The sequence below is a fragment of the Tateyamaria armeniaca genome (genome assembly GCF_045797845.1).
Lineage (GTDB): Bacteria > Pseudomonadota > Alphaproteobacteria > Rhodobacterales > Rhodobacteraceae > Tateyamaria > Tateyamaria armeniaca.
Window position 1 is genome coordinate 3,316,284 of record NZ_JBHDIY010000002.1, and the last position, 12,501, is coordinate 3,328,784.

Annotated in this window: 9 protein-coding genes and 1 pseudogene; 6 read left to right on the top strand and 4 right to left on the bottom strand. The window is 61.0% G+C overall.

Going from position 1 to position 12,501, the window contains the following annotated elements; genetic code table 11:
• Positions 1 to 114: 114 nt before the first annotated feature.
• On the top strand, positions 115 to 1,614 hold the full coding sequence (locus ACERZ8_RS16890) for a CoA-acylating methylmalonate-semialdehyde dehydrogenase (protein ID WP_407593314.1): 1,500 nt from the start codon (positions 115 to 117) through the stop codon (positions 1,612 to 1,614).
• 75 nt (positions 1,615 to 1,689) lie between these two features.
• Here the strand turns inward: ACERZ8_RS16890 and ACERZ8_RS16895 are convergent, their stop codons facing one another.
• Entirely contained in the window at positions 1,690 to 2,385 is a 696-nt protein-coding gene (locus ACERZ8_RS16895; protein ID WP_407593315.1) for a VPLPA-CTERM sorting domain-containing protein, read from the bottom strand.
• Between the two features lie 489 nt (positions 2,386 to 2,874).
• On the opposite strand from ACERZ8_RS16895, the gene ACERZ8_RS16900 reads away from it, so the two are divergent.
• The 5 genes and pseudogenes from ACERZ8_RS16900 (at position 2,875) to ACERZ8_RS16920 (ending at position 7,594) form a co-directional block, all read left to right on the top strand.
• Entirely contained in the window at positions 2,875 to 4,017 is a 1,143-nt protein-coding gene (locus tag ACERZ8_RS16900; protein WP_407593316.1) for an acyl-CoA dehydrogenase family protein, read from the top strand.
• Positions 4,014 to 4,364 (top strand): RidA family protein, encoded by a 351-nt coding sequence (locus tag ACERZ8_RS16905; RefSeq protein WP_407593317.1) that lies wholly within the window; start codon positions 4,014 to 4,016, stop codon positions 4,362 to 4,364. Before ACERZ8_RS16900 ends, ACERZ8_RS16905 begins: the two co-directional genes overlap by 4 nt.
• Positions 4,361 to 5,326, top strand: a pseudogene (locus ACERZ8_RS16910) (enoyl-CoA hydratase/isomerase family protein); the annotation flags it as partial. The gene ACERZ8_RS16905 and the pseudogene ACERZ8_RS16910, both read left to right, overlap by 4 nt.
• Positions 5,327 to 5,401: 75 nt before the next feature.
• The gene (mmsB, locus tag ACERZ8_RS16915) at positions 5,402 to 6,274 is read left to right on the top strand and encodes a 3-hydroxyisobutyrate dehydrogenase (protein ID WP_407594302.1); all 873 of its coding nucleotides are present in this window, start codon (positions 5,402 to 5,404) and stop codon (positions 6,272 to 6,274) included.
• Between the two features lie 63 nt (positions 6,275 to 6,337).
• Entirely contained in the window at positions 6,338 to 7,594 is a 1,257-nt protein-coding gene (locus ACERZ8_RS16920) for a sensor domain-containing phosphodiesterase (RefSeq protein ID WP_407593318.1), read from the top strand.
• Here ACERZ8_RS16920 and uvrA read toward each other — a convergent pair whose 3' ends face one another.
• The 3 genes from uvrA to ACERZ8_RS16935 form a co-directional block, all read right to left on the bottom strand.
• Complete coding sequence (uvrA, locus tag ACERZ8_RS16925) at positions 7,595 to 10,477, bottom strand: excinuclease ABC subunit UvrA (protein ID WP_407594303.1); 2,883 nt, start codon at positions 10,475 to 10,477, stop codon at positions 7,595 to 7,597.
• Positions 10,478 to 10,580: 103 nt separating this feature from the next.
• Positions 10,581 to 11,735 carry an MFS transporter gene (locus tag ACERZ8_RS16930; RefSeq protein WP_407593320.1) on the bottom strand — a complete coding sequence of 385 codons (1,155 nt, stop codon included), beginning with the start codon at positions 11,733 to 11,735 and terminating at the stop codon, positions 10,581 to 10,583.
• 62 nt (positions 11,736 to 11,797) lie between these two features.
• Entirely contained in the window at positions 11,798 to 12,427 is a 630-nt protein-coding gene (locus ACERZ8_RS16935) for a choice-of-anchor C family protein (protein WP_407593321.1), read from the bottom strand.
• Between the last annotated feature and the right edge of the window lie 74 nt (positions 12,428 to 12,501).

Sequence of the window (12,501 nt, forward strand, 5' to 3'; positions counted from 1 at the left end):
GGATTTTGCGGCGCTATCGTGCACAGCAACGCAAATGATGCGTGTCGCGCGCACCGATGGGGCCGCGGCCCATACCAAACCGATCCGCGCACACCGCGCGTCACAGGAGACCCCATGCAAGACCTCACGCACTATATCGACGGCGCCCATGTCGCTGGCACTTCGGGCCGCTTTGCGGATGTGATGAACCCGGCCACGGGCGAAGTGCAGGGCCGCGTGCCGCTTGCCTCGGAGGCCGAAGTGGCCCACGCCGTCGATGTCGCCGCACGGGCGCAGCCTGCATGGGCCGCCGTGAACCCGCAACGCCGCGCGCGCGTGATGATGAAGTTCGTGGACCTTCTGAACCGCGATATGGACAAACTGGCCGAAGCGCTCAGCCGCGAACACGGCAAGACGCTGCCGGATGCGGCAGGCGACGTGCAGCGAGGTCTTGAGGTGGTCGAATATTGCATCGGCGCACCCCACCTGCTGAAGGGCGAATACACCGACAGTGCAGGTCCCGGGATCGACATGTATTCCATGCGCCAGGCGCTGGGTGTGACCGCCGGGATCACCCCGTTCAACTTCCCCGCCATGATCCCGATGTGGATGTTTGCCCCGGCCATCGCATGCGGCAACGCCTTCATCCTCAAACCGTCCGAACGTGATCCATCCGTGCCGTTGATGCTGGCGGAACTGATGGAAGAGGCCGGCCTGCCCAAAGGCGTGCTGCAGGTCGTGAACGGTGACAAGGAAGCGGTGGATGCGATCCTGCACCACCCTGTCATTCAGTCCATCGGCTTTGTCGGATCGACCCCGATCGCGGAATATATCTATGGCACCGGCTGTGCGAACGGCAAACGCGTGCAGTGCTTTGGCGGCGCCAAGAACCACATGATCGTCATGCCCGATGCGGACATGGATCAGGCGGCAGACGCGCTGATCGGTGCCGGATACGGTGCTGCAGGCGAACGCTGCATGGCGATCTCGGTCGCGGTGCCCGTGGGAGATGAAACTGCCGACCGCTTGATCGAAAAACTGGTGCCGCGCATCGAAAAGCTCAAAGTCGGGCCCTACACCGCGGGCAAGGACGTCGATTACGGCCCGGTGGTCACGGCCGCGGCCAAGGCCAATATCGAACGGCTGGTGCAGACCGGCATCGATCAGGGCGCCAAGCTGGTTGTGGATGGGCGCAACTTTAACCTTCAGGGATATGAGGACGGCTTTTTCGTCGGCCCGCACCTTTTTGATCACGTGACCAAGGACATGGACATCTACCGCCAGGAAATCTTTGGGCCCGTTCTGTCGACTGTTCGTGCCCAAAGCTACGAAGAGGCGATTGGCCTCGCGATGGACCATGAATACGGCAATGGGACCGCGATCTTTACCCGCGATGGCGATGCCGCGCGCGACTTTGCCAACCGGATCAACGTCGGCATGGTGGGCATCAACGTGCCGATCCCGGTGCCGCTGGCCTACCACACCTTCGGCGGTTGGAAAAAATCCGTCTTTGGCGATCTGAATCAGCACGGGCCGGATGCGTTCAAATTCTACACCCGCACCAAGACGGTCACGGCACGCTGGCCCAGCGGCATCAAAGAGGGTGGCGAGTTTTCGATCCCTGTCATGGAGTAACGCAGCGGACCATCATCAACAAAAAAGGGGGAGCGGTTGGACCGCTCCCCCTTTTCGTACCTGTATTCGAAATCGTTACCCAGATGTTGTCTTGCGGCGGCGCATCGCTGTCAGACCGCCAAGCGCCCCGATCAGCAACAGACCTGTGGCGGGCAATGGAACGGGCGATGTGTCTTCGCCATTGTCAAAGGACACCGTGATGCTGTTGATCTTGAACGAGTCCCCTCTGTGATCCGCACCGATGCCGAACACGGAGGCCGTCAGTTTCTGAGGCGTCGTCAGTGCGGATTGGCCCAGATCGCCACCCTCGTTGTCATAGGTGCCATCGGTGGTCGACAACGGCAGGATGGCCAGATCGGAAAAATACGTTGTGGGCGAAGTCGACAGGGTCGACGCATAGGCCCCCAGTTCGAAGTCATCCGCAGCGCTGACGTAGCTGAAAGTAACGGATTCCAGGGTCACAGTCTGGCCAAAATCAAAAATGATGATCTCGTCCGGCCCGCCACCGTCAACCTGGTGGTTTTCGCTGGTGCTGCCGATCAGGCGCGCACCCAGACCGGTGGACCAGCGGCCCACATTCCGTGCGTTTCCAAGAACGCCCTGATTGTGTTCCCACGCCGTCACAACCAAACCAAAGCTGTCGCCAAAGTTGCTGTAGGACAGCGCAGTGCCGCCCGAGCCGAACAGACCAATGGTTTCAGTCGTCGTGGCCGCCTGCACGGACCCGGCAACACATAGCGCAAATGCGCAAACACTCGTTAAACGTTTCATACTTCGCCCTCCAAAGGCGTATTCTGGTTTTTGTTACTGCCGCCAGATCAGTCTCACCCCGCTCTGATCGGCAAATAATCGCCTAGCCGTTCTATACATCAGGACGGATGCGGACCGAAAGGTGGCGTGACTTGGAAATGCCACATTTTTACCATGATTGTGCAGGTTTACGCACCAGTCTGGCGATCGGGCAACAATTGTCACAGACGATTTCTACCAGCGATGGAATGCCGGAACTCAGGCGCGAAAAGCTATGCACACAAGCGCCACAATTCAGCGCTTGCAGGACTCACCTGGCCGCAGAATCGTTCTGACGCACCGGAGTGCTTTTTCATCGATGCACCGTATCCCCATCCGGATGCCGGATCGGTGTCAGGGCCATGTCACCGCAACACGGCGCCCGCGCCCTGCTTGTCGCCCCGCCCAAGTGATTGGGGTGTTCCATTCCAACATGAACGTGCCATATTCCAGCCAAAACCCGGAGGAAGCATGGATTTCGCACTGACAGAGGAACAGGTCTCGATCTTCGACATGGCCTATGCGTTCGGGCAGGACCAGATCGCCCCTCATGCCCGCACATGGGAGGCCGAGGGGACTATCCCGAAGGACCTGTGGCCCGAGGTCGGCGCACTTGGTTTCGCATCACTCTATGTCTCCGAAGACGCAGGTGGCGCGGGTCTCAGCCGCCTTGACGCCACGCTGGTGTTCGAGGCCCTCAGCATGGCCTGCCCCTCTGTCGCCGCCTTCCTGTCGATCCACAACATGTGCGCCAAGATGATCGACACGTTTGCCGACGACGATCTCAAGGCGCGCGTCATGCCCGGTGTCCTCAGCATGAACACGGTGCTGAGCTATTGTCTGACCGAACCCGGCAGCGGATCGGATGCCGCCGCCCTGCGCACCCGGGCCGAGCGCACCAACGAAGGCTATGTGCTGAACGGCACCAAGGCGTTCATCTCGGGCGGGGGATATTCCGATGCCTATGTCTGCATGGTGCGCACGGGCGAAGATGGACCCAAGGGCGTGTCGACTGTCTACGTCGAAGACGGGACCGAAGGGCTGTCTTTTGGCGGATTGGAGGACAAAATGGGCTGGCGCAGCCAACCCACGGCACAGGTCCAGTTCGACAATTGCAACATTTCAAGCGGGAGTCTGATCGGAGAAGAGGGTCAGGGTTTCAAATATGCGATGATGGGGCTGGATGGGGGACGTCTGAACATCGCCGCCTGTTCGCTGGGGGCCGCGCAAACAGCAATCAACAGCACGCTGGCCTATATGGGTGAGCGCAAGGCGTTCGGCCAACCCATCGACCAGTTCCAGGGCCTGCAATGGCGGCTCGCGGATATGGAAATCGAATTGCAGGCGGCGCGCACTTTTTTGCGCCAGGCCGCATGGAAGCTGGACACGCAGCAGCCCGATGCGACCAAGTTCTGCGCCATGGCCAAGAAGTTTGTCACGGAGACGGGCAGCAAGGTCGTCGATCAGTGTCTGCAACTGCACGGCGGCTACGGCTACCTCGCCGATTACGGCATCGAAAAGCTGGTGCGCGATCTGCGGGTGCATCAGATCCTCGAAGGCACCAACGAGATCATGCGCGTGATCGTGGCGCGTGACATGTTGAAGAACAGATGAGCGATATCACCCGGTTCGACACCGGTGCACGCATGAGCCAGGCCGTCGTCCACGGCAGCACCGTCTATTTGGCGGGGCAATGTGGCAGTGCCTTTAAACCCATCGCGGATCAGACCCGCGAGGCTTTGGTCCGGATCGAGGACCTGTTGGAGCGTGCGGGATCAGACAAGACCCGCCTGTTAAGCGTTACGATCTGGCTGGCTGACATCGCGGATTACGACGTGGTGAACGCCGTCTGGGATGCATGGATCGCACCCGGCACGGCCCCCGCCCGCGCCTGTTGCCAAGCGCCATTGGGCGGTCAAGGATACGGCATGGAAATCATTTGCACGGCGGCCCTGTCATGACCGACATCTCCATCCGCATCACCGGGCGCGCGGGCCGGATCACTTTACAGCGCCCGCAAGCGCTCAACGCGATGACCTACGAAATGTGCACAGCCATCGAGCGCGCCTTTGATGCATGGCACGACGACGATGCGGTCGATCTGGTGGTGCTGGACGCCGAGGGGGATCGCGCCTTTTGTTCCGGCGGCGACATTGCCGAACTCTACGCCACCGGCACAGCGGGCGATTTCGCCTATGGCCAGAAATTCTGGGCCGATGAATACCGGCTGAATCACAAGATTTTCCACTTTCCAAAGCCCGTCGTCAGCTTCCTGCAAGGCTTTACCATGGGCGGCGGTGTCGGCATTGGCTGTCACGGGTCCCTCCGGATCGTGGGCGATACATCGCAGATCGCGATGCCCGAATGCGGCATCGGGTTGGTCCCGGATGTGGGCGGGTCGCTTATGCTCGCGCTCGCCCCGGGCCGCATGGGCGAATATCTGGGCACGACGGCGGCGCGGATGAATGCGGGGGATGCGATTTTCGCAGGGTTTGCAGACCTTTACATCCCCGAAGGCCAGTGGCCCGCCCTGATCGCGCAGCTTGAGGCGACCTGCGATCCGGCGTGCGTCGAGAGGGCATCAAAGCCCCCTGCCCCCGGCCCGATCGAGGCTGCGATGCCAGACATCGACCGCCATTTTCATGGCGCGTCCTTGGGTGATGTTCTGACCACCCTGCGCGCCGATGACAGCGACTTTGCCCACGATACGCTCCAGGCGATGGGCCGCAACAGCCCCTTGTCTATGGCCTGCACGATTGAGGCTTTGCACAGGTTGCGCGGCCCCTCCCTTACCCTGGAAAAGGCGCTGGATCTGGAATACTGTTTTACCGCCCGCGCGATGGAGCATGGCGATTTCCTCGAAGGGATACGTGCGGCCATCATCGACAAGGATCGCACGCCCAAATGGCAGTATGCGGACGGGAACGTGCCGGCGACCGCAGTCAGCAAGATGCTGATGCCGCTCGGGAAAAACGCACTCAAACTCGGAGGAACGGGCATGAAGATCGGATTTATCGGCCTTGGCAACATGGGCGCACCCATGGCGGCCAACCTCGCCGCGGCCGGTCACGACGTGACGGGTTTCGACGTTGCGGGCACCACGGCCAAGGGCGTGACTGCAGTCTCTGGCGCAACAGACGCCGCCAACGGCGCGGACGTCGTGATCACCATGCTGCCCAACGGTGACATCCTGCGAAACGTCGCGGCAGAGATCATCGAGGCGATGCGCACCGGATCCACCCTGATCGACTGTTCGACCGTCGACGTCGACAGCGCGCGCGCCGTGGCGGCTCAGGCCGATGCGGCGGGCATCCTGTTCGTGGACGCCCCTGTTTCGGGTGGCATCGGCGGGGCGGCGGGTGGAACGCTGACCTTCATGGCAGGCGGCACGGCAGACGCTTTTGCCAGCGCCAAGCCCCTGTTCGACATCATGGGCCAAAAGTCCGTCCATTGCGGCGAGGCCGGTGCCGGACAAGCGGCCAAGATCTGCAACAACATGATCCTAGGTGCCACAATGATCGCCACATGCGAGGCTTTTGCACTGGCCGACAAACTGGGGCTGGAGCGGCAGAAGATGTTCGATGTTGTCAGCACATCCTCGGGGTTCAGTTGGTCGATGAACACCTACTGCCCGGCCCCTGGTGTGGGGCCAAACAGCCCTGCCGACAACGACTACACACCGGGCTTTGCCGCCGAATTGATGCTGAAGGATCTGGGACTTAGCCAGCAAGCCGCCGAAGGCGTGAACGCCGATACACCGATGGGCGCGCGGGCACTTGAATTGTACAAAACCTTTGTCGAAGACGAGGACGGGCGCGGCAAGGATTTCAGCGCGATGCTGCCCCGCTTTGTCGCCCGACATCGCAGTTGACAGCACTTCTTTAACGCCTCTGGCTGATCCTGCGCATCATCACAATGATTCGGAGCGGCGCAGATGCCACCACCACAGTCCATGGACGACGCGCGTTTGCTGGCCGCAGCCCAAAAGCTGGACCTGATCGCGGATGACACCATCGACGCGTCCTTGCGATTTGTGCGCGAACACCTCGGGATGGAGGTCGCGTACCTGTCCGAATTCGTGGATGACAACTTGGTGTTTCGCGCCGTAGACGCCCCCGGATTCGAAGAAGTGGTTGCAGTGGGTAACAAGATGCCTCTGGATGCCGTCTATTGCCGCCACATTCTTGAGGGTCGGCTGCCCGAACTCATTCCCGACACCAGTATTGAGCCCTTGTGTCAGACCATCGACATCACCCATGCCGTCCCGATCAAAAGCCATGTCAGCATTCCGATCAGGCGGTCTGACGGGACGACTTATGGCATGTTCTGCTGCCTCAGCCGCAGCACCCGCGCCGATCTGAACCTGCGCGATCTTGAGGTGATGCGGGCCTTTGCCACGATTTCGGCCGAGCAGGTCAACAGCCGGCTGTCCACGCACAGCGCGTCGATGATGTTGCGCACCCGAACGGTTGAGATGATCGAAAGCAAGGCGTTCGATATCGTCTACCAGCCCATCATGGATGCCCGTTCGCGCCGCCCAAAAGGGTTTGAGTCGCTCTGCCGTTTCCGCTCTGACCCCTACCGAACCCCCGATGTCTGGATTGACGAGGCGCGGCAGGCTGGCCTGCAGAAAGAGATGGAGGTCTGCCTGATTGCCCAAGCGCTTGAGGCGCTCAACCATCTGCCGGACGACATCTACATTTCGGTCAATTCTTCACCCGACACCGTAGCGTCGGGCGCGCTTGCAGACGTGTTCATGCCATGGCCTGCGGAACGGATCGTGTTGGAAGTCACGGAACATTCCATGGTCGCGGATTACGACGTGTTGCTCGCCGAACTAGACAAGCTGCGGTTTCGCGGTGTCCGTCTCGCGATTGATGACGCGGGTGCGGGCTATGCCGGATTGCAGCACATCGTCCGCCTGCATCCCGACATCATCAAACTCGACATCTCGCTGACCGCGCAGATCGACACCAGTGTCGTGCGCCGATCCCTGGGTGCCGCGCTGGTCAGTTTTGCCCGCGAAATCGGGGCCTGCATCGTAGCCGAGGGCATCGAGACCGGAGAAGAGCTTGATACCCTTACCGGCCTTGGCGTGCCACTGGCCCAAGGCTATTTCCTCGGGCGGCCCAGCAGCCTGAAGGACGCGGTCGCCTGGTTTGCCAAGGATGGGGATCAGGCCACCGCCTGACTACTCAGCGGCAACTTTGCGGGGCGCCAGCATCGGCTTGAGGTAGTGACCGGTATGGCTGTCCTCGACCTCGGCCACGGCTTCGGGCGTACCTGTCGCGACGACCCTTCCGCCGCCATCGCCACCTTCGGGCCCGATATCGATGATCCAGTCGGCGGTCTTCACCACATCCAGATTGTGTTCGATCACGATCACGGAATTGCCCTGATCCACCAACTCATGCAGCACTTCAAGCAGCTTGCGCACGTCCTCGAAATGCAGACCTGTTGTCGGTTCATCCAGAATATACAGCGTCCGCCCGGTCGAGCGTTTGCTGAGTTCCTTTGACAGTTTGACCCGCTGCGCCTCGCCTCCCGACAGGGTCGTGGCCTGTTGACCGACCTTGATATAGCCAAGGCCAACCCGCATCAGCGCATCCATCTTTTCACGGATGCTCGGCACCGCCTGGAAAAACCCCTGCGCGTCTTCGACGGTCATGTTCAGCACGTCCGCGATGGACTTGCCCTTGAACTTGATTTCAAGCGTTTCACGGTTGTAGCGCGCGCCCTTGCAGGTCTCGCATTCGACGTAGACGTCCGGCAAAAAGTGCATCTCGATCTTGATGACACCGTCGCCCTGACATGCCTCGCAGCGTCCACCCTTGACGTTGAACGAAAAACGCCCCGGCTTGTAGCCGCGCGCCTTGGACTCGGGCAGCCCGGCAAACCAGTCGCGGATCGGGGTGAAGGCGCCCGTATATGTCGCCGGGTTCGAGCGTGGCGTGCGCCCGATCGGGCGCTGGTCGATATCGATGACCTTGTCCAGATGCTCAAGCCCCTTGATCGTCTCGCAGGGCGCAGGTGTCTGGCGTGCGCCGTTGAGGCGCATCGAGGCCGTCTTAAACAGCGTTTCGATGGTCAACGTGGACTTGCCCCCACCTGAAACGCCCGTGACGCAGACAAACTTGCCCAACGGAAAATCGACAGTGACATTTTGCAAGTTGTTGCCCGTGGCCTTGACCACCGTCACCTTCTTGTTGCCCTTCTTGCCCTTGCGCCGCGTCGCGGGCACCGGGATTTCGCGCTTGCCGGACAGGTAGTCGCCTGTGATTGAGCCGCTGGCGGTGACCTCAGCCGGGGTGCCGTGGGCCACAACTTCGCCGCCATGCACACCCGCGCCGGGGCCGATGTCAAAGACGTAATCCGCCTCGCGGATCGCTTCCTCATCATGTTCGACCACAATCACGGTGTTGCCCTGATCGCGCAGGTTCTTGAGGGTACCAAGAAGGCGGTCATTATCGCGTTGATGCAGGCCAATCGACGGCTCATCCAGCACGTAGAGCACACCCGTCAGGCCCGAGCCGATCTGGCTGGCGAGACGGATGCGCTGGCTTTCTCCGCCAGAAAGCGTGCCACTTGAACGTGACAGCGTAAGGTATTCCAATCCCACGTTATTCAGGAACCCAAGCCGTTCGCGGATTTCCTTAAGGATCGCCCGCGCAATCTCGTTTCTCTGCACCGTCAGATAATCCGGCACCGCGGAACACCACTCATAAGCCTCGCGGATCGACATCTGCACGACTTGCCCGGCGTGCAGCAACTTGTCCGCATCATCGCCTGGGCCAATCTTGACCGCCAACGCCTCTGGGCGCAGGCGATAGCCGCCACAGGCCCCGCAAGGCCGGTTGTTCTGGTAACGCTCAAACTCCTCGCGAATCCAGTTCGAATCCGTCTCGCGATAGCGGCGTTCCATGTTGGGGATCACCCCTTCGAACACGCGCGTCACCTGATAGACACGGCCGCCTTCATCATAGCGGAACGGAATTTCCTCGTCGCCTGAACCATAAAGGAACACCTGCTGCACAAAGGCGGGCAGATCCTTCCACTTGGTCTGCTGGTCGAACTCGTAATGCTTGGCCAGCGCTTCGATGGTTTGCAGAAAGTATGGCGACTTGCCCTTGCGCCACGGGGCCAGCGCACCGTCATAGATTTTGAGGTTCTGATCCGGCACCACAAGGCGTTCGTCAAAGAACAGCTCGGCCCCCAGACCGTCACAGGACGGGCAGGCGCCGAACGGTGCGTTGAAGGAAAACAGGCGCGGCTCAATCTCGGGGATGGTGAAACCGCTGACCGGGCAGGCAAATTTCTCCGAGAACGTCATGCGTTCGGGGTCGCCTTCAGCGGGCGCTGTTTCCAAGATCGCGATGCCATCGGCCAGATCAAGCGCGGTGCGCAACGAGTCCGCCAGACGCGTTTCAAGCCCCTCCCGCACCACGATGCGGTCGACGACGACGTCGATGTCATGGCGGAATTTCTTGTCGAGCGTGGGCGGTTCATCGAGTTCATAGAACGTGCCATCGACCTTGACCCGCTGAAAGCCCTGCTTGCGCAACTCAATGAATTCCTTGCGGTATTCACCTTTACGATCACGGATGATGGGGGCGAGCAGATAGGCGCGTGTGCCCTCTTCCATGCCCATCACGCGGTCCACCATGTCCTGCACCTGCTGGGCTTCAATGGGTTTGCCGGTCTCGGGGGAATAGGGCGTGCCGACGCGCGCGAACAGCAGGCGCATATAGTCATAGATTTCGGTGACTGTGCCAACAGTCGAACGGGGGTTCTTGGACGTTGTCTTTTGCTCAATCGAAATCGCGGGCGACAGACCGGTGATGTGATCCACATCCGGTTTCTGCATCATGTCGAGGAACTGGCGCGCATAGGCCGACAGCGATTCTACATAGCGCCGCTGCCCCTCGGCATAGATCGTATCAAAGGCCAGCGACGACTTGCCCGAACCCGAAAGCCCAGTAATCACAACCAGTTGGTCGCGAGGAATATCGACGTCGATGGATTTGAGGTTATGCTCGCGCGCGCCGCGCACCTCGATGTTCTTTTGCTCGGCCATGATCAGCCCCCCGGTTAACACTTTGTACATAGGCCAGTGGTGCGGATGCGCCAATGAAAAAATGAGAACATGTCGTGAACATGTATGTTGCTGCCGTTTGCTGTCAGTGGCGTCGCCGCGCGGCCATCCACGCGTGCATCAAAAAGCCGCCCGACAACACGATCATCGCCGTCCAGATCATGCCCGCATATCCCGCAACGCCCAGAATCATCAGCAAGGCCGGTGTCCCGATGGTGTTGCCCAGATTGCCCGTCTGCGCCAGCGCGCCATAGGCCTGCGCCTGCGTGCTGGCAGTTGCATTCAACTGCGGAATGGCAGCGAAACTCGCCCCCTGCACCAGCCCCAGGGCCCCGGCCAGGGCAAGGCACGCGGCAGGGTCGCCCGGCACCAGCAGCAGCCACAAGAGTGCGGCCACGCAGGAGGCAAAGCCCACCTGGATCAATTGCACCGCCGTGATGATCCGCAGCGCGGCCACCCCCAGGGTCATGGACACAGCGATGGACACCAACGGCATCGCGCCCAGCACCCATGCCCGCCATTCGGGCGCGATATAGGGCGGCAGCACCGTCAAGATCGCCAGAAAACAGAAGGTGTAGAACAACCACCCTGCCCCCGGCGCGGCAATGCGGGGCGAGCGGTAGATGGTCACGTGATCGGCAAGAATACCGCGCAGCGACAAGGAGCCCTCGACCTTTTCTTCGATGGGGCGCAGGGTTGCTGTCAGCACGACGGCGAACACCGCCATCCAGACCCCATGCGCCACGAACAGGGCCGACACGCCATAGGCGTCCACCAACGGCAGGCCCAGGGCGACAAGCAGGGTGAAGGCCACGCCAAAAAACGTGCTCCACAAGGTCAGTGTCAGCCCGGTGTGGCGCGCCGCACTGATCTGGGCGATCAGCGTTGGCGCCGCCACCACGATTGCCAAGTGCGACAGGCCCTCGATCATGCGGCTGGCGAGCATCAGCGGCAGCGCAGGCAGGGTGGCCTGAAACAGCGACATGGCCGCCCCGACCCAAAGCGCCCACAGCATCGCGCGCCGATAGCGGATGCGCGCCACCACCAGACCGGCCACGACACCCAGAAGGATGCCGACAAAGCCGACAAGCGACACGATGAACCCAAGGGCAGTGCCCGCATCCGGATAGACCGCGCCCAGACGGTCAAAGATCACACTGATCTTTGCATATTGCCCGGCGGCCCCAAGGCCCGCACCCCACAGGATGAAAACAAGGATGAAATTGGTGCGCTCGGACATGACCTCCGGCTACGCAAAGCGTGCCGGAGCTTCAAGCGAAGAGTTCGGATCAGATGGTCGGCTCAGCCCTGTTGGCGCCTGCGACGCAGTGCCGCCAGCCCAACAAGGCCGCCGACCAGCATCAGCCCGCCGGCCGGAAGTGGTACAGGCGCGATGGACGGTGCGATGGACACGTCGTCAACAGCGGCTCCATAGGCGGACCCGCCGGTTGTCGAGGCAAATGTCAGAACCTCAGAGGTCGCGGCAGCTGTGAAAGTGAACGTGTTCAGTTCCCAAACGCCGGTCTCGGCATTCCCGCCGGACATATCAAAGGTGTACCCGGCGGTGTTGGCGCCGACACTCACGTCCATGGATTTGACAGGTGGCGGGCCGTCAGGATTGCCCGACATGTAAAAGCTGATCGTATAGGACGTGCCCACGATCAGGTCGGTGATCGTCTGGAAAATCGACCCGACGGCAGACCCGTCGAGGTCAACCGCCTGGCTGCCCTCTTGCGCAATCCACAACGTGTCGACAACGTCCACTGACCCGGAACCGACGGTCCAGCCTGTGATGGCGGTGGAGCCCGAAACAAAAGTAGCGAAGGCACCGGTCACATCCGGGTCCTCAAAACTGCCGTTCACGATTGTCGCGGCAGACGCCATTTGTGCGGCACCCAGGCCCAGCACAGCGGAAACGATCAAAGACTTCATCAACTCACCTCTTTCAACATTTGCACGTGGATAGCAGCCCGCTACGCGTCCCGCCACACACGTTTGGCGCGAAG

What these genes read in the sequence shown, in the direction of transcription:
- ACERZ8_RS16890 (WP_407593314.1), top strand. Translation starts at nt 115, where the DNA reads ATGCAAGACCTCACGCACTATATCGACGGCGCCCATGTCGCTGGCACT.
- ACERZ8_RS16895 (WP_407593315.1), bottom strand. Translation starts at nt 2,385, where the DNA reads ATGAAACGTTTAACGAGTGTTTGCGCATTTGCGCTATGTGTTGCCGGG.
- ACERZ8_RS16900 (WP_407593316.1), top strand. Translation starts at nt 2,875, where the DNA reads ATGGATTTCGCACTGACAGAGGAACAGGTCTCGATCTTCGACATGGCC.
- ACERZ8_RS16905 (WP_407593317.1), top strand. Translation starts at nt 4,014, where the DNA reads ATGAGCGATATCACCCGGTTCGACACCGGTGCACGCATGAGCCAGGCC.
- mmsB (WP_407594302.1), top strand. Translation starts at nt 5,402, where the DNA reads ATGAAGATCGGATTTATCGGCCTTGGCAACATGGGCGCACCCATGGCG.
- ACERZ8_RS16920 (WP_407593318.1), top strand. Translation starts at nt 6,338, where the DNA reads ATGCCACCACCACAGTCCATGGACGACGCGCGTTTGCTGGCCGCAGCC.
- uvrA (WP_407594303.1), bottom strand. Translation starts at nt 10,477, where the DNA reads ATGGCCGAGCAAAAGAACATCGAGGTGCGCGGCGCGCGCGAGCATAAC.
- ACERZ8_RS16930 (WP_407593320.1), bottom strand. Translation starts at nt 11,735, where the DNA reads ATGTCCGAGCGCACCAATTTCATCCTTGTTTTCATCCTGTGGGGTGCG.
- ACERZ8_RS16935 (WP_407593321.1), bottom strand. Translation starts at nt 12,427, where the DNA reads ATGAAGTCTTTGATCGTTTCCGCTGTGCTGGGCCTGGGTGCCGCACAA.